This is a genomic window from Candidatus Neomarinimicrobiota bacterium (assembly GCA_022560655.1).
Lineage (GTDB): Bacteria > Fidelibacterota > Marinisomatia > SCGC-AAA003-L08 > TS1B11 > JADFSS01.
The window spans coordinates 1-23,126 of record JADFSS010000034.1; the positions used below are offsets into that span (position 1 = coordinate 1).

General features: G+C 63.6%; 18 protein-coding genes. 16 read left to right on the forward strand and 2 right to left on the reverse strand.

Going from position 1 to position 23,126, the window contains the following annotated elements; translation table 11 throughout:
* Window positions 1-506: peptide-methionine (S)-S-oxide reductase MsrA (gene msrA / locus IH971_06515; GenBank protein ID MCH7497485.1), on the reverse strand; the 506-nt coding region annotated here is incomplete at its 3' end.
* A 339-nt stretch (window positions 507-845) separates the two neighbouring features.
* Between msrA and IH971_06520 the strand changes: the two genes are divergently transcribed.
* The 16 genes from IH971_06520 (at window position 846) to IH971_06595 (ending at window position 20,724) form a co-directional block, all read left to right on the forward strand.
* Window positions 846-2,300 (forward strand): CoA-acylating methylmalonate-semialdehyde dehydrogenase, encoded by a 1,455-nt coding sequence (locus IH971_06520; protein MCH7497486.1) that lies wholly within the window; start codon window positions 846-848, stop codon window positions 2,298-2,300.
* Between the two features lie 28 nt (window positions 2,301-2,328).
* Entirely contained in the window at window positions 2,329-3,840 is a 1,512-nt protein-coding gene (locus IH971_06525; protein ID MCH7497487.1) for an NCS1 family nucleobase:cation symporter-1, read from the forward strand.
* A 3-nt stretch (window positions 3,841-3,843) separates the two neighbouring features.
* Entirely contained in the window at window positions 3,844-5,238 is a 1,395-nt protein-coding gene (gene hydA / locus IH971_06530) for a dihydropyrimidinase (GenBank protein ID MCH7497488.1), read from the forward strand.
* A 96-nt stretch (window positions 5,239-5,334) separates the two neighbouring features.
* Complete coding sequence (locus tag IH971_06535; protein MCH7497489.1) at window positions 5,335-6,168, forward strand: acyltransferase; 834 nt, start codon at window positions 5,335-5,337, stop codon at window positions 6,166-6,168.
* A gap of 28 nt (window positions 6,169-6,196) precedes the next feature.
* Window positions 6,197-7,495 (forward strand): aspartate aminotransferase family protein, encoded by a 1,299-nt coding sequence (locus tag IH971_06540; protein ID MCH7497490.1) that lies wholly within the window; start codon window positions 6,197-6,199, stop codon window positions 7,493-7,495.
* Window positions 7,492-8,892, forward strand: coding sequence for an FAD-dependent oxidoreductase (locus IH971_06545; protein MCH7497491.1), 1,401 nt, complete (start codon window positions 7,492-7,494; stop codon window positions 8,890-8,892). The genes IH971_06540 and IH971_06545 overlap by 4 nt, the downstream gene beginning before the upstream one ends.
* Window positions 8,892-10,229 (forward strand): NAD-dependent dihydropyrimidine dehydrogenase subunit PreA, encoded by a 1,338-nt coding sequence (gene preA, locus IH971_06550; protein ID MCH7497492.1) that lies wholly within the window; start codon window positions 8,892-8,894, stop codon window positions 10,227-10,229. The genes IH971_06545 and preA overlap by 1 nt, the downstream gene beginning before the upstream one ends.
* Window positions 10,230-10,278: 49 nt before the next feature.
* Window positions 10,279-11,691, forward strand: a complete 1,413-nt coding sequence (locus tag IH971_06555) for an FAD binding domain-containing protein (protein ID MCH7497493.1) — start codon at window positions 10,279-10,281, stop codon at window positions 11,689-11,691.
* Window positions 11,684-14,011 carry a molybdopterin-dependent oxidoreductase gene (locus tag IH971_06560; GenBank protein MCH7497494.1) on the forward strand — a complete coding sequence of 776 codons (2,328 nt, stop codon included), beginning with the start codon at window positions 11,684-11,686 and terminating at the stop codon, window positions 14,009-14,011. Before IH971_06555 ends, IH971_06560 begins: the two co-directional genes overlap by 8 nt.
* Before the next feature lie 25 nt (window positions 14,012-14,036).
* Window positions 14,037-15,041 (forward strand): XdhC family protein, encoded by a 1,005-nt coding sequence (locus IH971_06565; protein MCH7497495.1) that lies wholly within the window; start codon window positions 14,037-14,039, stop codon window positions 15,039-15,041.
* On the forward strand, window positions 15,038-16,405 hold the full coding sequence (gene allB, locus IH971_06570) for an allantoinase AllB (GenBank protein MCH7497496.1): 1,368 nt from the start codon (window positions 15,038-15,040) through the stop codon (window positions 16,403-16,405). Before IH971_06565 ends, allB begins: the two co-directional genes overlap by 4 nt.
* 1 nt (window position 16,406) lies before the next feature.
* Window positions 16,407-17,432: an allantoicase gene (gene alc / locus IH971_06575; protein MCH7497497.1), complete on the forward strand. Its 1,026-nt coding sequence runs from the start codon at window positions 16,407-16,409 to the stop codon at window positions 17,430-17,432.
* A gap of 29 nt (window positions 17,433-17,461) precedes the next feature.
* A complete protein-coding gene (uraD, locus tag IH971_06580; protein MCH7497498.1) occupies window positions 17,462-17,953 on the forward strand; it encodes a 2-oxo-4-hydroxy-4-carboxy-5-ureidoimidazoline decarboxylase in 492 nt (163 codons plus the stop codon).
* A gap of 16 nt (window positions 17,954-17,969) precedes the next feature.
* Window positions 17,970-19,403 (forward strand): phosphoenolpyruvate kinase, encoded by a 1,434-nt coding sequence (locus IH971_06585; protein ID MCH7497499.1) that lies wholly within the window; start codon window positions 17,970-17,972, stop codon window positions 19,401-19,403.
* Window positions 19,404-19,466: 63 nt separating this feature from the next.
* Window positions 19,467-19,814 (forward strand): hydroxyisourate hydrolase, encoded by a 348-nt coding sequence (gene uraH, locus IH971_06590; protein ID MCH7497500.1) that lies wholly within the window; start codon window positions 19,467-19,469, stop codon window positions 19,812-19,814.
* Window positions 19,815-19,857: 43 nt separating this feature from the next.
* Window positions 19,858-20,724, forward strand: a complete 867-nt coding sequence (locus tag IH971_06595; GenBank protein MCH7497501.1) for a urate hydroxylase PuuD — start codon at window positions 19,858-19,860, stop codon at window positions 20,722-20,724.
* Between the two features lie 86 nt (window positions 20,725-20,810).
* Here the strand turns inward: IH971_06595 and IH971_06600 are convergent, their stop codons facing one another.
* A complete protein-coding gene (locus IH971_06600; protein MCH7497502.1) occupies window positions 20,811-22,751 on the reverse strand; it encodes a hypothetical protein in 1,941 nt (646 codons plus the stop codon).
* Window positions 22,752-23,126 lie beyond the last annotated feature (375 nt).

A 23,126-nucleotide genomic window follows, 5' to 3' on the forward strand; every position in this document is an offset into this window, starting at 1 on the left:
TCGATGGCCGTCACGATGGGACTTCTAAAGTAGCCGGAAGCGGCCAGTTTCCGCTTCGATGCCTCCGCCAGCTCGCGCTGCTCATCATCGTGAAAGAAGATGACCGAACGGTATTGCGTACCAACATCCGCCCCCTGCCGGTTAAGTGAGGTGGGGTCATGGCTCTTCCAGAACATATCTAAGAGGTCGTCATAACTGATGATCGCCGGGTCGTACTCGATCTGGCTGACTTCCGCGTGACCCGACCGGCCGGATGTGACCTGCCGGTATTTCGGGTTTTTCTTGTGACCACCTGAGTAGCCCGAGACAACTCCTACAACCCCATCGAGCCGTTCAAATACGGCCTCCGTACACCAGAAACAGCCACTACCAAATGTGGCCTGCGCCAAGGGGTCCACCGATTCTGCCTTCACCTGTTCAGCACCCGGCTGCTGGGCCTGGCTCTCTCCATAGGCGTCGCAGGCCGCCAACAACAGCACCGCACTCAGTGCCGTCAATTTCATCATGACTGTTCTCCGGAAGTCGCGTAGCAAAGGCCCCAATCCTCTCAATCGATTTCGATGGCAATTTAACCCCTGAAGGTACAATTGTTTCACTGAACCCAGCCGTGATCGGGGCGTCTCCGATCATTTGTTACCGCAGTGCCAGCGGCGCTTCCTCAGCGCCGGATGGGTGCCCATATTCTGCGGCGAACAGCAGGGCCAGTCCGGTGCCCCCGGGCGCGTGCATCCCGCCCCTCTCCACCGACGGAATTACCCCTGTATTCCCGTTAGAGTTGTGCGTACCTTTGAAGTTACCCTAAACGGGGACGCATTCAGCACATTGTCAACGAGGGTAGAGGCACCATGAAATATCCCGCTCTTACCAACCTGATCAACGGCCACGAGGTGGCCGCAAACGGCTCCATCCTGGACGTTTACAATCCGGCCAGCGGCGAAAAAATCTCGGAGGTACCGCTCTCCACGGCCGACGTCCTTGATATGGCCGTCAAGGCTGCCCAAGCGGCCCAGCCCGCATGGGGCGACCGCACCATCAAGGACCGGGTACAGGTCTTCTACCGCTACCGGACGGAGCTGGAGCGCCGGGCCGACGAGCTCACCGACCTCATCCGCGAGGAAAACGGCAAGACCCACGACGAGGCCCTGGCGGAAGTGCTCAAGGCCATCGAACTCACCGAATTCGCCTGTTCCCTGCCCCAACTGGTCTCCGGCAGCATTCAGGAAGTGAGCCGCGGTGTGGAGGTCCGCTCGGAGTTCCACCCCTTGGGCGTAGTGGCCTCCATCACCCCCTTCAATTTCCCCATCATGGTGCCCAACTGGACCATCCCTAACGCCATCGCCCTGGGCAACGCCATGATACTCAAGCCGTCCGAGCAGGTGCCGTTAAGCGCCATGCGGGTGGGCGAAATGCTCGCCGATGCGGGACTTCCTGACGGCCTGTTCAACGTGGTGCATGGTGGCCGCGAGGTGGTGGAAGCCATCTGCGACCATCCCGGCATCCAGGCCGTCTCCTTTGTGGGCTCCACCAAAGTGGCCAAACTGGTCTATGGCCGGGCCACCTCCAACTTCAAGCGCGCCCTGTGCTTGGGCGGCGCCAAGAATCACCTCATTGTGCTGCCCGATGCCAACCCCGCTATGACGGCCGCCAACGTGGCCGCTTCCATGAGCGGCTGCGCCGGCCAGCGCTGCATGGCCGTCTCTGCCATGGTGGCCGTGGGCGATGTAGACCCCATCATCGAACGGCTCTGCGACGAGGCGCGCAAAATTGTGCCGGGCAAGAACCTGGGCGCGGTCATTTCCAAGGCCGCCAAGGAGCGCATCGAGGGCTACATCACCGAAGCGGAGGAGCAGGGCGCCCGGATTCTGGTGGACGGCCGGGGAGCCGTTGTGGAAGGTAACGAAAACGGCTACTACGTCGGTCCCACCGTCATTGACCAGGTGACGCCCGATATGAAAATCGCCTCGGAAGAGGTTTTCGGGCCGGTGCTGGTCATCATGCGTAGCGCTACCGTCGATGAGGCCATTCGTATCGAGAATGGGTCCAACTATGGCAACGCCGCATCCGTCTTCACCGAGTCCGGTGGGATGGCGCGCTATGTGGCGGAACGGGTCAGTGCCGGGATGATTGGCGTGAATATCGGCGTGCCCGTGCCCCGGGAGCCGTTCTCCTTCGGCGGCTGGAATGATTCCCGCTTTGGCGTGGGCGACATTACCGGCGAGAGCTCCATCAACTTCTGGACCAAGTTGAAGAAGACCACCGTCAAATGGAATCCCGAAGCCGGCACCAACTGGATGAGTTAGGCCCCGCGGTCAATCGCCCCGGTCCCTGATGGATACCATCGCCGACCTCGGGGAGGACCTGCGCGCCTCCCCCCTATACAACGATGACCTGGCGCCGGTTACCCAGGCTGACCGGACTTGGGGGCTGGGAAACTTTGCCGCCCTGTGGATCGCGATGGCCGTCAACATCCCCACTTACATGTTGGCTGCCGGGCTCATCTCAGCCGGGATGAACTGGAAACAGGCCTTGCTCACCATTACGCTTGGCAATCTGATTGTGCTGGTTCCCATGATGCTTAACGCCCATGCGGGCACGCGCTACGGGATCCCCTTTCCCGTGTTGCTGCGCGCGTCGTTCGGCACCGTCGGCGCCAATATCCCCGCCCTCATGAGGGCGCTGGTGGCCTGCGGCTGGTTCGGCATTCAGACCTGGATCGGCGGCTCCGCCATTTACAACCTGCTGGCCATTATCATCGGCTTCACGCCCGCCGGTCCCGACCAGTTCCTGCCGCTGCTGGGCCTGTCGTGGGGACAGCTGGGCAGCTTCATGCTGTTCTGGGCCATCAACATCTGGGTGATTATGGCCGGCATTGAAAGCATCAAGCGGCTGGAGACCCTGGCCGCCCCGTTCCTGCTGCTCATTGGACTCGGTCTGCTGGTGTGGGCCGTACGCGAAGGTGGCGGCCTGGCCAACATCCTGTCCGATGCCACGGTGGCGCAGGTGCGAGGCGCTGGCGCCGGGTCCTTCAACTTTTGGGCGCTGTTCTGGCCCAGCCTGACGGCCATGGTGGGCTTCTGGGCGACCCTGTCACTCAACATACCCGATTTCACCCGCTATGCCAGGAGCCAGCGCGATCAGGTTTTGGGCCAGCTGGTGGGGCTGCCCACCACGATGGCGTTTTATTCATTCATCGGGATTGCGGTCACCGGCGCAACCGTGGTGATTTTTGGGGAGGCCATCTGGGACCCGGTCGCCCTGCTCAGCCGCTTCTCCAGCCACTTCGTGGTGGCCCTCTCCCTGTTCGCCCTCACCCTCGCCACCCTCTCCACCAACATCGCCGCCAACGTCGTATCGCCGGCCAATGATTTCTCCAACCTGTCGCCGAAGCGCATATCATTCAAAACCGGAGGCCTCATCACCGGCGTGATCGGCATCCTGATTTTCCCCTGGAAGCTGCTCAGCGATTTCAATCAGTATATCTTCACCTGGCTGGTGGGCTACAGCGGGTTGTTGGGATCGGTGGCCGGCGTCATGATCACCGATTACTATCTGCTGCGCCGCACACGGCTGAGCATCCCGGACCTTTTCCGGCAGGACGGCGAGTACGCCTACGGCGGGTCGGGGATCAACTGGCGGGCCCTGGCGGCCCTCGCCCTGGGCATTGGCATCAACATTCCCGGTTTCCTCGCCCAGGCCTCGGGGGGTGCCATCCAGGTGGCGCCCTTCTTCACCGGCCTTTACGACTACGCCTGGTTCGTCGGCCTGCTCATCGCGGGACTGGCCTACTATGCCCTCAGCCGGAACACGCTCAGCGCGGCGGCCACCGCAACCAACGGATGAACCATGTCATTGCACATTAAGAATGGTCGCATCATCACCGCCGTGGATGACTACCGGGCCGACCTCTATATTGACCAGGAAAAAGTCACTCTCATCGGGCTCGATTTGGACGTCACCGCCGACCGTGTGCTGGACGCCACGAACAGATACGTTATTCCCGGCGGCATCGATCCCCACACCCATCTGGACATGCCCTTTGGCGGTACCGTGTCGGCCGACAATTTCGAGACCGGCACCCGGGCTGCGGCCCACGGTGGCACCACCACCCTCATCGACTTTGCCATCCAGACCAAGGGACGCTCCGTCCTGGAGGCGCTGGAGACCTGGCACCGCAAGGCTGCGGGTCAGACCGCCATCGACTACGGCTTCCACATGATTATCACCGATATGCAGGCTGACGGGCTGCCGGAGATGCGCATCATGGCCGATGAGGGGGTCACCTCTTACAAGCTGTTCATGGCCTATCCCGGCCTGCTGTACGTGGACGACGGCACCCTCTACCGCGTGATGCGCAAGGCCGGGGAGAACGGCACGGTCATCTGTATGCACGCGGAAAACGGGATCGTCATCGACGAGATCGTCAAGAGCGCGCTGGCGGAGGGCAAGACCGAACCCAAATGGCACGCCCTCACCCGCCCCACACGCATGGAAGCCGAGGGGGTGCACCGTTCCATCGCCATCGCCGAAGTGGCCGGGGTGCCGGTCTACATCGTGCACCTCTCCTCCGCGGATGCCCTCGAGCAGGTCGTGCTGGCCCGGGACCGGGGGGTGGCCGTCTTTGCCGAGACCTGCCCCCAATACCTGTTCCTCGATCACTCCTACTACGAGCAGGAGGGCTTCGAGGGGGCCAAATATGTCATGACCCCGCCGTTGCGCGAGAAGTGGAATCAGGAGGAGCTGTGGCGCGGGCTGCGGTTCGGGGATCTGCAATCCATCTCCACCGATCACTGCCCTTTCTGCTACAAGGACCAGAAGGAACTTGGGGTGGACGACTTTTCCAAGATTCCCAACGGTGGCCCCGGCGTGGAGAACCGCATGAGCCTGGTGCACAGCGGAGGCGTGCTGCCAGGCCGCATCAGCCTGAACAAGTTTGTGGAATTGACCTCCACGGCGGCAGCCAAAATGTTCGGCCTGTTCCCCCGCAAGGGTACCATTGCGGTGGGCTCCGATGCCGATCTCGTGCTGTTCAATCCCGGCCGCAAGGAAACCATCAGCGTCGGCAATCCCGTCACCCACAACATGAACGTGGACTACAGTGCCTACGAGGGCTTTAAGATCACCGGCGTGTCCGAGACGGTGATCTCCCGGGGAAAGGTGGTCATCGAGGACTGCAAGTACGTCGGCAGCAAGGGCGACGGACAATTCCTGAAGCGTGGCACCTACTCGGGAATCAGGTAGCTAGACCGGTTCAGGCGATGCCATACGCGCTGCCAAAGCTGAAGATTAGGGAGGACCATTGAGGTGGCAAGAAAGGTCAAATCAGGGCTGATCCAGATGAGCCTGGCGCTCACCGAGGGTGAGGGCACCATTGATGAGATCAAGGAGGCCATGATCGGGAAGCACATCCCCTACATCGAGGCTGCCGGCAAGCAGGGCGTACAAATTCTCTGCCTGCAGGAAATCTTCACTACGCCCTATTTTTGCCCCGGCCAGGACGATGCCTGGTATGCAGCCGCCGAGCCGGTGCCCGGCCCCACCGTCGAGCGCATGGCGGCGTACGCCAAGCAGTACAACATGGTGCTCATCGTGCCGGTGTTCGAGCGCGAGCAGGCCGGCTTGCTGTACAATACGGCTGCCATTATCGATGCCGATGGCAGCTATCTGGGCAAGTACCGCAAGACCCACATTCCCCACACCTCGGGCTTCTGGGAAAAATTCTTCTTCCGCCCCGGCAACCTGGGCTATCCGGTTTTCGACACCGCTTACGCCAAGGTAGGCCTCTACATTTGCTACGACCGCCATTTCCCCGAAGGGGCCCGGGCGCTGGGCCTCAACGGCGCCGAGATTGTCTACAACCCATCAGCCACGGTAGCGGGGCTGTCGCAATATCTCTGGAAGCTGGAGCAGCCGGCTCACGCCGTCGCCAACGGCTATTTCATGGGCTGCATCAACCGTGTGGGGCAGGAGCACCCGTGGGACCTGGGACAGTTTTACGGCAGCTCCTATTTTGTCGATCCCCGCGGCCAGATCTTCGCCACCGCCTCCGAGGACCAGGATGAGTTGCTGGTGGCGGAGTTCGACCTGGATATGATCGACGAGGTCCGTTCCACGTGGCAGTTTTTTCGGGACCGCCGCCCCGACGCCTACACTAACCTCACGGCCCCTTAGGACGACCCACATGGCAAAACCGCAACAGATGAGCAGCAACGAGGCGCGCCGGAAGCACAAGCAGTACCTGTTTCCGGCCATGAAGAACTACTATGAGGAGCCGCTGGTGGCGGTGGAGGGCAAGGGCTCCCGGATCACCGATGCCGATGGCAAGACCTATCTCGATTTCTTCGGTGGCATACTGACCATCTCCGTGGGCCACGGCCGCAAGGAGGTCAACGATCGGGTCAAGGCGCAGATCGACCGGCTGACCCACATCTCCACGCTCTACCCCACCCTGCCCATGTTGGAGCTCGCCGAACGATTGGTGCAGCTGACCCCCGGCAAGCTGGAAAAGTGCTACTTCACCGCGTCGGGCACCGAGGCCGATGAGACCGCCATCATGCTGTCGCAGACCTACACCGGCTACTCGGAGTTCATCGCGCTGCGCCACGGCTATGCCGGGCGTTCGCTGCTGGCCCAGTCGGTAACGGGGCATGCCAGCTGGCGGGCCCTGCCCACCCTGGTGCCGGGCGTGAAGCACGCCCTGGCGCCCTACTGCTACCGCTGCCCCCTGAAATTGACCTACCCTTCCTGCGGCGTCGCCTGCGCCGAGGATGTGGAGGAGCTGATCCAGACCACCACCATAGGCAAGGTCGCCGCCATGATTGTGGAGCCGATCCAGGGTGTGGGCGGGTTTATCACCCCGCCCAAGGAGTATTTTGAGATCGTGGCTGAGATTGTGCGCAAGCATGGCGGCGTGATGATCGCCGATGAGGTCCAGACCGGCTTTGGCCGCACCGGCAAGATGTGGGGCATCGAGCAGTACAATGTCGAGCCCGAAATGATGACCATGGCCAAGGGCATCGCCAACGGCCTGCCCCTGGCCGCCGTGGTCACCACCGACGAAATCGCCCAGTCATTGACCAAGAATACCATCTCCACATTTGGCGGTAACCCGGTGAGCTGTGCGGCCGCCAACGCCACCATCGACATTATCCAGGCCGACAACCTGGTGGAGAATGCCGCCCGGATGGGGGCCCATCTCCGCGACGGTCTGGAGGGCTTGCAGCGCAAGTATCCCCGCGTACTGGGCGACGTGCGCGGCATGGGCCTGATGCAGGCGCTGGAACTGGTGGCGGACGAAACGGTGCAGGACCGCACGCCCAATGCGGCGGCCACGGCCCTGCTGCTGGAGGAGACCCGCAAGCGCGGCCTGCTCATCGGGCGCGGTGGGCTCTACGGCAATGCCGTCAGGATATCGCCGCCGCTGAACATCACCCGGGACGAGGTGGACGAGGCGGTGGGTATCCTGGATGCCTCCTTTGCCGCCCTGGAGCTGCAGTGAAGGCGGACACACGCCCGTTCAAGCTCCCCGCAGCCCGGCTGGAATCGGCCCTCGGCGACGCCAAACCGCCCTATTCCGATTCCGAAGCGCTCATCGAGGCCAACCGCTGCCTCTACTGCTTCGATGCGCCCTGCATCACCGCCTGCCCCACCGGCATTGACATCCCCAGCTTTATCAAAAAAATCGCCACTGGAAACCTGCGCGGCAGCGCCCGCACCATCTTTGCCTCCAACATGATGGGCATCTCCACGGCGCGGGTCTGCCCGGTGGAGGAGCTCTGCGTGGGAGCCTGTGTCTACAACGGCCTCAACGGCCAGCCCATCCAGATCGGCAGGCTGCAGCGTTACGCAACCACCAAGGCGCTGGAGCAGGAGGCAGCCAGTTCGCGTCCCCTGTTTACCGCTGCCCGAGACCGGGGCAAGCGGGTCGCCCTGGTGGGGGCAGGTCCCGCTTCGCTGGCCTGCGCTGCCTATCTGGCCCTGGAAGGGGTAACGCCCGTCATCTTCGAAAAGAGCGACCTGCCCGGGGGGTTGAATACCACCGGCGTGGCGCCCTACAAGTTCAATACCGAGGACTCTCTTCAGGAAATCGAGTGGCTGCTGGGCCTGGGCATTGAGCTGCGCACCGGGGTGACGGTGGGCGCTGACCCCTCGCTGCTGTCGCTGGTCGAATCCCATGACGCCGTGTTTCTGGGGGTGGGCCTAGGCGCCGATCATACCTTGGGCCTACCCGGTGAGGACGGACCCGGCGTCTGGGGCGCAACCGACCTGATCCGCGCCATCAAGAACCGTCCGGGCTTCAAAATTCCCGCCGACGTGGGCACGGTACTGGTTGTGGGTGGCGGAAACACCTCCATTGACATCGCCCGGGAGCTGGCCATGCTGGGGGTGGCCAGCGTCACCCTGGTCTATCGCCGGACGGAGCGGGAGATGTCAGCCTATGCCCACGAGCTGTCCGGCGCCAGGCGCTATGGCGTACGCCTCCGGGAGCGGCTTAGGCCCGTGAAAATCCTGCGGGACGGCGAGCGGGTGACCGGCCTCAGGATGAGCGACCTCGCCAGCGCGAGTGAGGTGGACCTGGCCTGCGACTGGGTTGTCCTCGCCATTGGCCAGGCGAAGATTACCTCGGGGCTGGTGCCTGAAATTCAATTTGACGACCACGGCCGCGTTCGCGTTGATCCCAAAACACGTCGGACCCAGCACCCAAAAATATTTGCGGGGGGCGACTGCATTAACGGTGGCCAGGAAGTGGTCAACGCGGCGGCCGACGGCCGGGAGGCCGCCTTCGCCATGCTGAAGGACTGGGGCGTGAGGCCCGCACTGGCGCCCACAGCACCCCCTGCAGCGATGACCGCCCCGCTGCCGGCGGCCGCCAACGAAATGACCGGAGGAACGTGATGGCTGACCTATCCATCGACCTGGGCGGTATCAGCAGCCCGAACCCCTTTTGGCTGGCCTCGGGGCCACCCGCAAACTCTGGCGAGCAGGTGATGCGCGCCTTCGACGCCGGCTGGGGCGGTGCCGTGTGGAAGACCCTGGGCGAGCCCATCGTCAACGTCTCATCCCGGCTGGGCGGCATCGACGTAGCCGGCGCCAAACTGGCCGGCCTCAACAACATTGAGCTCATTACCGACCGCCCCCTTGACGTCAACTTCAAGGAGATCTACGAGGTCAAGAAGCGCTACCCAAAACACGCCGTGGTGGTCTCCCTCATGGTGGAGACCCGGGATGACTGGCGGGAGATCATCAAGCGCTCAGAGGACGCCGGCGCCGACGGCCTGGAACTGAACTTCGGCTGCCCCCACGGCATGTGCGAGCGGGGCATGGGCAGCTCCGTGGGTCAGGAGCCGATAGTGCTGGAGACCATCACCGGCTGGGCCAAGGAGTTTGCCACCACGCCCGTGCTCATCAAGCTCACCCCTAACATTGGCGATATCCTCGATCCGGGGTTGGCTGCCGTGCGCGGTGGGGCTGACGGCCTGGCCCTCATCAACACCATCAAGTCCATCATCGGGGTCGATCTGGACACCTTGTCGCTCAAGCCTACAGTGGGCACGGAGAGCACCAACGGCGGCTACTGCGGACCCGCGGTGAAGCCTATCGCGCTGCACATGGTGGGCGCGCTGGCCAGGGACCCCCGCATCACCATTCCCATCTCCGGCATCGGCGGCATATCCGACTGGCGGGATGCCGCCGAGTTCATCGCCCTGGGCTCCACCAGCGTGCAGGTCTGCACAGCCGTGATGCATCTGGGTTACCGCATTGTAGAGGACATGATCGACGGGCTGGACAACTACCTTACTGAGCAGGGGCTGGCGTCGGTCCAGGAACTGGTGGGCAGGGCCGTGCCGGGCTTCAAGGAGTGGGGCGACCTGGACCTGAACTACAACGTGGTGGCCAAGATAAACAGCGACCTGTGCATCGGCTGCGGCCTCTGCTACGTGGCCTGCCTGGACGGTGCCCACCAATGCATTCACACCCATCAGAATCTGTGCTCAGCCTACCACGGTGAACCCGATCACGGCCTGGGTCTCCGCACCGAGATTGCACCCCCGCAGGAACACGCCCTGAACGGCGGGCTGGCTTACGTCCCCTTTGTGGATGAGGATGAGTGCATCGGCTGCAACCTCTGCGCCCTGATCTGCCCGGTGACCGATTGCATCACCATGGAGGAGGTGCCCGGTGCCAAACCCAAGGAATCGTGGAACGACCGGCTAGCCAAGGGGCTGGCCTAGGCGGCCGCGCGGCCCAAAAAAAGCCCTAGCACCGGAACCCGAGTTGGCCGTGCCAGCGCCCATTGACTTCATCCTCAACGACCGGGAGGTCCGCACTTCCAGCAGCCCCGGCACCCCCGTGTTGGACTATCTGCGCGCCGAGGCCGGCCTTATGGGCACCAAGGAGGGTTGCCGTGAGGGCGACTGCGGGGCCTGCACCGTGCTCACCGGCGAGCCGGATGGCACAGGCGTGCGCTACCAGCCCGTCACCTCGTGCCTGCTGCCGCTGGGTGAACTCCAGGGCAAGCACCTGGTGACCATCGAAGGGCTGAACCTGCCCCAGCTGACGCCGGTCCAGCAAGCCATCGTTGACCAGGGGGCTACGCAGTGCGGGTTCTGCACGCCGGGGATCGTGGTCTCCCTGACCGGCTACCTCATGCAGGCCGGTCCGCCGGTGAATCTTGACGGCGTCAAACTGGCCCTGAGCGGGCACCTCTGCCGGTGCACCGGCTATAGCTCGCTGAAGCACTGCACGGCGGCCCTTCAGGATGCGGTCGACGGCCCCACGAGTTTGGACGCCTTGCTGGCCCGCCACATGCTGCCGGCCTACTTCGGCGGTATCCCGGAACGCCTGCGCAACCTGCCCGCCGCCGAGCGGCCCGACGGCCCGCCCGTCCCGGACTATTTCATGGCCGGTGGCACCGACCTCTATGTCCAGGAGGACTATCGGGTCACCGACGCCCAAATTGATGTCCTGAACCTGCGCCCCAACTTGAGGGGCATCGTCCGGGAAAATAACCACGTGAAGGTGGGCGCCCTCACCACGTTCGAAGAGTTTAGCCACGACCCCCACATCCTCGGCCTGTGGCCCGACGTGGAAGCGGCCAGCCGGCTCATCGCCTCATGGCAAATCCGTAACCGCGCCACCCTGGGCGGAAACATCATGAATGCTTCTCCCATTGGCGACCTGACCATCATGCTGCTGGCACTGGATGCCCGGCTGGTGCTCCGGCGAGGCGACACCCACCGCACGGTCTCACTGCGGTCATTTTACAGGGGCTACAAAGACATGGACCGGGCGCCTGACGAACTACTTATCGAGATCGTACTGCCGGTCCCACCCGCGGATAACCGCTTCCACTTCGAGAAGGTCTCCAAACGCAAGTACCTCGACATCGCCAGCGTCAACTGCGCCCTGTCGGTGACCACCGCCGACGGCGTCATGACGGACGTCGGGCTGGCCGTGGGCGGGGTGGCGCCCATCCCGCTGTTCATGCTGCAGACCGGGCAGTACCTCACCGGCAAACCGGTTTCGGTGGAGACCGTTCAGGGCGGCATTCGTGCTGCCCAGGAGGAAGCGGCTCCCATCAGCGACATTCGCGGCAGCGCTGACTATAAGCGGCTGTTGGTGCGGCAGTTGATGATCGCCCAGTTCGCCACACTTTTTCCCCAGGAGATCAGCGTCAGGGCCTTTTATGCATAACATCGATGCCCCGGCCCACACCCGGGGTACCTCCCAGTACGTAGACGACACGCCCCCGCCGGCCGGCCTGCTCCACGCAGCCGTGTTTGCTTCTCCCGTGGCCCATGGGCGCATCAAGGCGTTGCAGCTGGATGCGGCCCGCGGCCTGGATGGCGTGGTAGCCGTGCTATCGGCCAAAAATATCCCCGGCAACAACCTGCTGGACCCTCGCATTCCCGATGAGCCCATCCTGGCTGAAAACACTGTCTGCTACGCGGGCCAGCCGGTGGCCGTGGTGGTGGCCCAAAACCCGGGTTTGGCCCGCCGTGGCGCCCGGCTCATCAGCTTGGAGGTGGACGAGCTGCCTGCCATCACCGACCCCCGCGAGGCCTACCGCGCCGGCGAGCTCATCGGCACACCCAAGACCATTTCGCTGGGCGACGTGGAGGCTGCTTGGGGCCAGTGCGACCTCGTGGTCGAGGGCAGCTGCGACCTGGGGGGCCAGGATCACGTCTACCTGGAGACCCAGCGCTCCCGGGCCATCCCGCTGGAAGGGCAGCGCCTGCGCATTCACGCCTCCACCCAGGCCCCCCACGCGGCACAGAAGGTGGTGGCCGGCATGCTGGGCGTGCCCATGCACCGCATTGAGGTCGACGTGACCCGGCTGGGCGGCGCCTTCGGCGGCAAGGAGGACCAGGCCACCGTCTGGGCCTGCCTGGCTGCGCTGGGTGCCTGGCACACGGGCCGTCCCGTGGAGCTGGTGCTCAATCGGGCCGAGGACATGCGCATGACCGGGAAGCGGCATCCCTACCAGTCGGACTTCAAACTGGGCTTGACCCGCGACGGCAAGTTCGTGGCCTACGAGGCCTGGCATTACCAGAATTCCGGGGCCCTGGTGGACCTGTCCCCAGCCGTGCTGGAGCGTACACTGCTGCACGGCACCAACAGTTACTTCATCCCCAATGTGCAGCTCAATGGCGCCTGCTGCCGCACCAACCTGCCCCCCAACACCGCCTTTCGCGGCTTTGGCGGCCCCCAGGGCATGTTCGTCATTGAAGCCGCCATTGCCAAGGCGGCCGAGCAACTGGGCCGGCCGCGGGAGGAGCTCCAGCGCAGGAATCTCATAAAACCCGGCGACTCGTTCCCCTTCGGCCAGCGGGTCGCCAACGATCACGCCCGGCGCGCCTGGGACGAGCTGGAGAGCAGCTACAATTTGAACAGCATCCGGCGGGCGGTCGACAGCTTCAACGACGCGCATTTCGAGGTCAAGAAGGGCGTGGCCGTCATGCCGGTGGCGTTCGGCATCTCCTTTACCACCACCCATATGAACCAGGCCAGCGCCCTGGTGCACGTCTATACCGATGGCAGTGTGGGGCTTTCCACCGGTGGCGTAGAGATGGGCCAGGGGCTCTCCACCAACTTGACGATGATCGCTGCCAGGGCGTTGGGCGTCCGGCCTGAAAAGGTCCGGGTGGAAAGCACGAACACGACGCGGGTGGCGAACATGTCGCCCAGCGCGGCCAGCTCCACCACCCTGCTCAACGGCAATGCCACGCTGTTGGCCGCCAATCAGATCGTGGAGCGCCTCAAAACCGTCGCTGCAGAGGAACTCCACAAGGCCGAGCCCGCGAATATCGTCATCGAGAACGGACAGGTGCTCTACAATGGGCAGGCGACCGGCTGGTCCTGGGAGCGCCTGGTGCTGGCGGCCTACCGCCGGCGCGTGGCCCTTTCCGCCCACGCCTTTTTCGCCACACCGGGCATCTGGCGGGACGCGACCGCGCTGAGCGGTGACCTGTTCGCTTACCATGTCTGCGGGGCGGCCATCGTCGAGGTGACGCTGGATTGCCTCAGAGGCACTTACGAGGTGGACGCTGTCAGGATTGTGCACGATCTGGGCCGTCCCATCAATGAACGGGTCGATCGCGGGCAGATCGAGGGTGGTCTGGCCCAGGGTCTGGGTTGGATGACCATGGAGGACCTGCAGTATAGCGACGAGGGCCAACTGCTGTCCCACGCCCTGGCCACGTACAAGGTGCCCGACGCCTACTTCATGCCCGATGACATTCATATCAAATTCCTCACCGATGCCGATAGCTCCCTCGGCCCCTTCGGTTCCAAGGCCGTTGGCGAGCCGCCCCTGATGTACGGAATTGGGGTCTTCTTCGCTCTGCGCCACGCCATGCGTGCCTTTCGGCCCGACGAAAGCTTACCCTTCACCGCGCCCCTCACGCCCGAGCGCGTCCTGATGGCTCTGCACGCCGAAACCGCCCCGGCCCCGGATCTTGCTCGTGCGACCGATGGCCGGCTGAGCACCAAACAGAAGCAGGTCGCTGGATGAAGGGTACACCCGCCCGCCGGCTGCCATGATTGAGTTCTGGAACACATTGGCGCGGCTCCTGCAGGGCGGTGAGAAGGTCTTTCTGGCCCTGGTCGCCGAGCATACCCGCCACTCGCCGGGCACCACCGGCGCGCGCTTGCTGGTTTCCGAGCAGCACACCATGATGGGCACCATCGGCGGCGGCATCATGGAGCACCGTCTTATTGAGCGCGCCGGCGCCATCCTGCAGCAGGCTGACTTCACCCCTGAAATCCAAACCCTGTCGCACACCGCCAAAGGTGACGGAGAAAAATCGGGCATGATCTGCGCCGGCAGCCAGACCAATCTCTATTATCTGTGCCGTCCCCAATCGGATGCGGACGCCATTTCGGCGGCTGCCCACCTCACGGAGCGCGACGCGCCAGGGTCGCTCACCATCAGTCGCCGCGGCCTCACCGTCGACCCGGCGGACTACGATCCCCACAGCGCCCCCTTCTCCCTGACACGGGACGGCGACAGCTGGACTTACCGCGAGCAGCTCCTCAATATGCGGCGGATCGCCATCATCGGGGGCGGCCACTGCTCGCTGGCCCTGTCACAGGTCATGAGCCTGCTGGGCTTTGTCGTCACCGTGTTCGAAACGCGGGCGGCGGTTCAGCCGCTGCAACAAAATGTGTGGGCCACGTCGGTGCAGGTGGTTCCGGACTACCGTGCGGCGGGGCCTTTGATATCCTTCCCGCAGCTCACCCCGGTGGTCATCATGACCACCGATATGCCTTCCGATGTAAGTGGACTGGCCGGCGCACTGCCCCTGCCGTTTCCCTTTATCGGCGTCATGGGCAGCCGGGCCAAGCTGGCCGCAATTTTCGAGCGACTTGAGGGGCAACGTCTCGACCCAGCGAAGTATCCCAACCTGCGCGCCCCCGTGGGGCTGCCCATCCAGAGCCACACACCCGCCGAAATCGCCGTCAGCGTCGCAGCCCAGATCATCGCTGAGGAGCTGGGTACGCCCAGCGTTCCGGCGTCGCGGCCCTTGGAGGCGGCGGCCTGAACAGCCGAGACCGGCCTGAATGGGCCCTCAGCAGCCGGCGGGTTCTGGCTGCGGGCGGCCTCCGCGACGGGGCCGTGCTCATTGCCCAGGGCCGCATTCTCGACGTGGTTGGGCGCGACGCGGTGCCCGCGGGCGTCCCGCTGGACGACGTCGGCGAGCGCGTGGTCATGCCCGGACTGGTGGACAGTCACGTGCACATCAATGAACCGGGCCGCACCGCTTGGGAAGGCTTCGAATCGGCCACCCGGGCGGCCGCGGCCGGCGGCATCACCACGCTGGCCGATATGCCGCTGAACTGCGTTCCCGTCACCACCACCGCGGCGGCGCTGCACCAAAAAATCGAAGCCGCGCGGGGCCAACTGTGGGTGGACTGCGGGTTCTACGGGGGGTTGGTTCCCGACAACCTCCCGGACCTGGAATCCCTGGTTGACGCCGCCGTGCTGGGGTTCAAGGCTTTTCTCGCTCCTTCAGGCATCGATGAGTTCCCCGCCATGGACGAATCAAACTTGCGCCTGGCGCTGGCCCTGCTCGCCCCCGGCGGCTTACCCGTGCTGGTGCACGCCGAACTGGCCACCGGCCCGGAGGGCCGCGGTCCCTGGCCGCGCTACGCGGACTACCTGGCCTCCAGGCCCGATGAGTGGGAGCTCCGCGCTGTGGAGCTCATGATCCGGTTGTGCCGGGAGTTTTCCTGCCCGGTGCACATCGTCCACCTCTCTTCGGCCAGTGCCCTGGAGGCCCTCCGGCAGGCCCGCCAGGACGGCCTTCCGTTGACGGTGGAGACCTGCCCGCACTACCTGCACTTTACCGCTGAGCAGATCCCTGCTGGCGATACCCGTTTCAAGTGCGCCCCGCCCATACGTGGCCGGCAAAACCGTGAGCTGCTGTGGCAAGCCCTTGAGGAGGGCACCATCGATTTCATTGTCTCAGACCATTCGCCCTGCCTGCCGGCGCTCAAGCGCATGGAACAGGGTGACTTCCAAGCGGCCTGGGGTGGCATCGCGTCGCTGCAACTCACCCTGCCCGTCGTCTGGACCGAAGCCCGCCAGCGCGGCTTTGCCATTGAGCATGTGGCCCGGTGGATGTGCAGCCGCCCCGCAAAACTCATCGGGATGGACCACCGCAAGGGCCGGCTGGCCCCCGGCTTTGACGCCGACCTCACCGTCTGGGACCCGGAGACCACCCTGACCCCCACTCCCGATGGGTTGCTGCACCGGCATCCCACCACCCCCTACGAGGGGGAAACCCTCTACGGCGTGGTCGAGCAGACCTACTTGCGAGGCTCAAAAATCTACGACCCGGGGCAGTTCTTGGGATCGCCCCGCGGTGAGGTGCTCTATCGGGCTTCCAAGCACCAGGTGGCCTGACATGACCGCTCCGGCTCCATTCGCGGGACTCATTGACCTGGCAGCCGAGCGCTTGGGCGGCCGGGCGCTGGAGGCCAACGATGAGTTTTTTGCCCCCAAGGAAAACCTCCTCAAGCCCGGTCGGGGCATATCCAAACCCGACGAATACACCGACCGTGGCAAGTGGATGGACGGCTGGGAAACCCGCCGGCGGCGGACCCCCGGCCACGACTGGTGCGTGATCCGGCTGGGGCTGCCCGGCATTATCCGCAGCGTCAACATCGACACCCACCACTTTCTTGGCAACCATCCGACCCACGCATCCCTGGATGCCGGCGTCGGTGACCCCACCGGGTCCCTCCCCACCGGGGCACAGTGGGTCGAAATCCTGCCCAGGTCGCCCCTGGCTCCGGATCTGCAGAACATGTTCCCCCTTGATGATGACCAGCGTTGGACCCACGTGCGCCTCAACATTTACCCCGACGGAGGCGTCGCCCGCCTCCGCACGTACGGCATGGTCGCGCCGGACTGGGCCAGCTATGCTGCGGGCACGGTTATCGACCTCGCGGCCGTGGAGCACGGCGGCCTGGCCCTGGACTGCAGCGATATGTTTTTCAGCACCATGCAAAACCTGATCATGCCGGGGCCAGCCCTGAATATGGGCGACGGCTGGGAGACGAAACGGCGGCGCGGACCCGGTCACGATTGGACCATTATCAGGCTGGGCCGTCCAGGCACCATCGAAAAGGTGGTCGTGGAGACCACCCATTTCAAGGGCAACTATCCCGACCAGTGCTCGCTCGAGGGCTGCTTTCAGCCGGACACGGACGACCAGGCCTTTGACAGCGCGGCGGTCGCCTGGCGCGAGCTGCTCCCCAAATCCAGACTCACCGGCCACAGCCGACATGAGTTCACCTCCGTACTGGCTGACATCGGCGACAGTACCCATCTGCGGCTGAATATCTACCCCGATGGCGGTATCGCACGGCTCAGGGCCTTGGGCTTACCAAAACTCACCAGCAACCCTCCCGCGCTGCCCGCCACGTAGGCAACCACGTGCTGCAAGGCCCGGACAGCATCAATCGCGCCGCTCCTGAGGCGGCCCGCCGTAAGTTCCTCACCTGCTGCGGGTCCCAAAAGTGGTCGGACCAGATGCTGGCGCTGCGGCCCTTTGCGGATGAGGAGCAGTTGCTCCAGGCCGCTGGGACCATCTGGGAGCGGCTCTCACCGGATGACTGGCTGGAAGCCTTCGCCCAGCACCCCAAAATCGGTGCCGTGGACAGCCAGCGAACCCGTTTCCCGGCGACCGGCCGTTGGGCTGCGGGAGAGCAGCGCGGTGTCGCCGCCGCATCCGACGGCACGCTGGCGGAGCTGGCCGCCGGCAACCGTCGCTACCAGGACCGCTTCGGCTACATCTATATCGTGTCGGCCACCGGCAAAAGTGCCGGCCAGCTGCTGGCCAATCTCAAGGAGCGGCTGGTCAACGACCCGGACACCGAACTGCAGATCGCCGCGCGTGAGCAGCTCGAAATCACCCGCCTGCGATTGCGCAAACTCATCCGTATCTAAGCAACAGGACGCAGCTATGCAAACCTCGTTCACACCAGGCCTGACCCAAGGCATCATGAAGCGGCTCCGGGATTCCAACCGGGCGTTGGCTGCGCTCTATCCCGGGGACTCGGGCGACCGCCAGGCCGTCCACACCGTCTATGGCGGGGCCCACATCTTCAAGGCCGGGACAGCCCAGAAAATGGGCGCCGCCGCGCTGAAGCAGCTCACCGAATACGCCCCGACTTTCGTGGACTTTGCCGGCATCCTGCAGATTCCCGGCTGGCAGCAGCTACCCACATCTCAGCACGAGATTGCCGCACTGGCCGATGGCCTTGCGGGCGTCGGGGACCAGCCTCTCGATGCCGCCAACCCGGCCACCCTGGCTTACAGCGTTTACCAGCGAGTGATTGAAAAACTTCAGCGCGAGCCGGTGGAAGACTTCCGCATCGACTTCGAGGACGGCTACGGCAACCGGCCTGACAGCGAGGAGGACGAGCACGCCGCCGCCGCGGCTGGGGAGCTGCTGCAGGGCATGTCGGCCGGCTCCCTGCCCCCCTTCATCGGCATCCGTATCAAACCGTTTACCGAGGAATTAAAAGTCCGGGCCGTCCGCACCCTGGACATTTTCGTGACCACTCTGGCGGCGGGCTCCGGCGGCAAACTGCCCGCCAATTTTGTCGTTACCCTGCCCAAGATAACGACCCCCGAGCAGGTGGCCGCCCTCGTCGACCTGTTCAAGATTCTCGAGTCGGAAACCGCCCTCCCCGCTGACGCCCTCAGGTTGGAGCTGATGGTGGAGACCACCCAGTCCATCCTCAATCATCGCGGCGAGTCGGCCCTGCCGCTGCTGGCCATGGCGGCGGAAGGCCGCTGCGTGGCCGCCCACTTCGGCGTCTACGACTACACCGCCTCCATCGACATTACAGCGGCCTATCAGAGCATGACCCACCCGGCCTGCGATGTTGCCCGACATATGATGCAACTGGCCTTTGCCGGCACCAGCATCCGCCTGTCCGATGGCGCCACCAATATCATGCCCGTCCCGCCCCACAGGGCCACCCAAAACCAGCCCCTCACCGATCGCCAGGCGCAGGAAAATCGCGCGGCGGTGCACCACGGCTGGAAACTGGGTTTTGACCACATTCAGCATTCCCTGCAGAACGGCTTCTACCAGGGCTGGGACCTGCACCCCGCCCAGCTGCCCATCCGCTACGGGGCGCTTTACACCTTTTTCCTGCAGGGGTTGGAGGCCGCTTCGCTGCGCCTGCGCACCTTTATCGACATGGCCGCCAAGGCCACTTTGGTGGGCAACGTGTTTGACGACGCCGCCACGGGGCAGGCCCTGCTCAACTACTTCCTGCGCGGCATCGGCTGTGGCGCCCTCACCGAGAAGGAGGTGGCGGCTACCGGCCTGTCGCTGGACGACATCCGCACTCGCTCTTTCAAGACCATTATGGACCGCCGCTGAGGGCGACGACGCCACATTCGGACCACGCCCATTTCGCCAACCGACCACCCGGAGGACCGCCCCATGCCAAGCCCACTCACCACCCATGTGCTGGACACCGCCGCCGGGCGTCCCGCCGCGGGCATCGCCATCCAGCTGGCCCGGCTCGACGACGCCGAGCAGTGGCAGCCCCTCGCTGAAAGCACCACCGACGCCGACGGGCGCAGCGCCTCGCTGCTGGCCGGCCAGTCCACCCTTGCCCCCGGCACCTACCGCCTCACCTTCCAGGTGGCGGCCTACTTCCAGGCCCGGCAGGTGGACAGCCTCTTCACCGCGATACCCGTGGTGTTCACCATCCGGTCGCCCCAGGAGCATGTGCACGTCCCCCTCCTGTTAAGCCCCTTCGGCTACACCACCTACCGGGGCAGCTGACCGTGGCCGCCGCTACCCCTCACCCCAACCCCGAGGTACGCCCGTGGACCTGAACCTCGCCGACTGGCTGCACTTGGCTGCCCGCTGGTTCCACGTCATTCTGGGCATCACTTGGATCGGACAGACCTACCTGTTCAACTGGCTGGAGCGCCGGCTCGCGCCCCCCGACAATCCCGCCGCCAAACCCAACGTGGCCGGCGAACTCTGGATGGTGCACAGCGGCGGCTTCTACCTGGTACAGAAGCAGACCGTGCCCGAGGTGATGCCCCGCACCCTGCACTGGTTCAAGTGGGAGTCGGTCCTCACCTGGCTCAGCGGCATGCTGCTGCTGTTCATGGTCTACTACTTCGGCGGCGCCCTGCTGAACGCTGACTCGGAGCTGAGCACGGCCGCGGCCATCGGTCTGGGCCTGGGCGTGCTGGTAGGGGGCACGGCCGTTTACGATCTGTTGTGGCGCTCCCCCCTGGGCCGCTACGAGTCCGTGGCGGTGACCGCCTCGTTCTTGCTGGTGGTGGCACTGGCCTACGCCCTGGAAGGGGTTTACAGCGGCCGCGGCGTATACATCCACATCGGCGCCCTCTTCGGCACCATCATGACCGCCAATGTCTGGGGACGCATCCTACCTGCCCAGCGCACGATGCTGGCCGGACTCGCCGTAGACCCTGGGCGTAACCGTCTCGGCGAGTCCGGCACATCGAGGCCTGCCAGGGGTGAGGGCCGGCAGGACCCCGCCCTGGCCGCCCGCGCCCGCCGCGCCACAAAGCATAACACCTACCTGTCCGTGCCCATGGTCTTCATCATGATCAGCAGCCACTTCCCGGTCTCAACCTATGGCAGCGGCCACCCCTTGCTGGTGCTGGGGGTACTGATTTTGGTGGGCTGGGCGGCGGCTAAGGTCATGCGCGGCTAAGGGCTCACGGCACCACCAAAAAAAGGCCCCCTGACCGGATGGCCGGGGGCTTCATCGCTGGATGACGGCAGGCTGATCGCTCCGCGCTAATCCTCGGCCACGGGTGGCGCCTGACCCAGCCATCGCTGGTAGTACCGGGCCTGCTGAGCGGTCATCGCGGCGCTGATGGTGAGCTTGTGGGTCCGTTCCTTCTCGTGGTATTCCACCGTCATGGGAACGGTGATCTTCTCGCCGTCGCGAATAAGAGGGAGGTCGACGACGGTACCCTTGGGAACATAGTTGGCGAAAGCATCATACATGAGTCGCCGGTTGAAGCGCGGGTCAATGATGTCCCCCTTCTGCAGGTCCCCTTGGACCTCCCGGCCCACTTTCCTGATAATGAGGGCACCGATAATATTGCGCTTGGCCTTTACATCGTTGTCCGTCACCAGGTTCTTGGGTCGGGGCTCGGTTACCTCGGCCGTATATTTTATGCCAACATGGTCAAGTATCTCGGCATAGGGCAGCTCCTCATGGCCGCCGATGGTGCGGTCGAAGAAGGACTGCAAATCAGGATGGACGTGGGAGACAAACTCGGCAATGAAGGTATTCTCATCGAAAGAGCGATCCACTCCATACTTGGCGGAGAGCTCCCGCAGCACGTCGATGAGCGTTTTCGCTCCATCCGTAAGACGAATAATTTCGATATCCAGCAGCATCCCCAGGATGGCCCCCCGCTCCTGCACGGCGATACGATAGAGTTTTCGATTTTTCCGCTCAAGTATATTTTCCGAATACTCAAGAAAGGTTAGCTCCTCATTGGGAAATTTTTCGGCACGCCTGATTTTCGGCCGGATATCTCGAATCAGGAAATCTTTGGGCGCAACCAGCCCACCCCTCACCGGGATCAGCTTGGCGAAATATTCAGTCACCCCTTCATACAGCCAGATATGCTTCGACATGACGGGGTTTTCATAGTCAAAGTTGCCTACCTGTTGGCTGTGGAGGGTCAAGGGCGTGATAATATGCATAAACTCGTGTGTCGCCGTTGAGGGCATTAGCCGCTCGATCACACGATCCTGATTGGCACCAAAATCAGGGAAAAAGTAGAAGGACGAGGTTTTATGCTCCAGGGCGCCCGACCCCAGAATAGTCTTGTTTTTCAGGATGAACCACAAGACCCGGAGGAGCTGAAAGCGCGGATGGGATGCTATTTCACCCAGGGCGTGGGCGTCCATCTCATAGATGATAAAACTGTAGTTGTCCGCCGGAAGAGAATCGAGAAAATCGCCCACGGCCTCCATTGAGGGTCCGATGACATCATAGTATTGCTGCGCTTTTCCTACGCGCCGAATCTTCGAATCGACACCGATAAGCGCCCTGGTGTTGCGTACTCTGAAGCTCAGCGTGTCGGCTACGCTGAACATGATGGGCGAATCGATCAGGTGGTGATAGTCTTTCGCACGAAACCGAATCATATCCCCGCCCAGCTCCTGCCTGGGCAGCACGGTCTGGGCGTAGAGTGCGGCGGGCCGCTTGAAGGTAGCCTCCACAGGATTGAGCTCCTCTCCACGGAAATAGCCGAAAACACCCGCCGCATTTACCACGAAGTTCCGGCCGGCATCGCCGTTCGTCCCTGCCATGGGCATGACCCGGTTACGCACCAGGCGGGCGTCCCAGGTATCGGCGACCCAGTAGGAGATGGTCGCTAAGCGCTGGGCATGCTTGATCATGAATGCATTCTTGCCCCTCCGCCTGACCCTGAGACGTTTGCCGTCGGCATCAAAGGCCCGCAGTCTTTTGATATATTTGCCATAGTCTGCGACCCTGTAGGTGCCCGGGATCATCCTGGGAAATAGAAACGCGAGCTCCTCGCCGCCCGTCTCCGGAGCAAAATCAGAGGCGTCCAGAATCACCTTGTAGCGGTCCAGCACCACCCTCGTCAGGTCGGCTTCGTAACGATAGACCTTTTCACCGGCGGTGAGGGACACCCCACTTACCAACAGCAAAATGGGCAGGAACCGTTTCAATCCTAAGGTGCTAGACATGCGGACTCCTGTGGAATTTTCAAAAAGGGCAAGGCACATTGCCCGCACTCCTCCCGGGCGGCTTGCCACCTTGCACTGTCCTATTGACTTTCGGCCAGCCAAAAAGGTTGCCATGCGGTGGTTAGCCACGACCTTACTCATTGTGCCCCCAGTACCTTCACCACAGCATCCACAAACCGGCGGTCCAGCTCACGAAGTGAGCGCCGGTTGCCGGCCCGGCTCGGTTTCAGCACCGATAAATCTACTCCGTACATCTGGGGTGGGAATCATGCACACAGCTCTTTTGCCAAACAGCTGGTAGCGGTTGCTCGCGAATACTTTATAGACATAATCACGTAACGGTTTGGGCACAATTTTGAACACTCGCAATAGAAA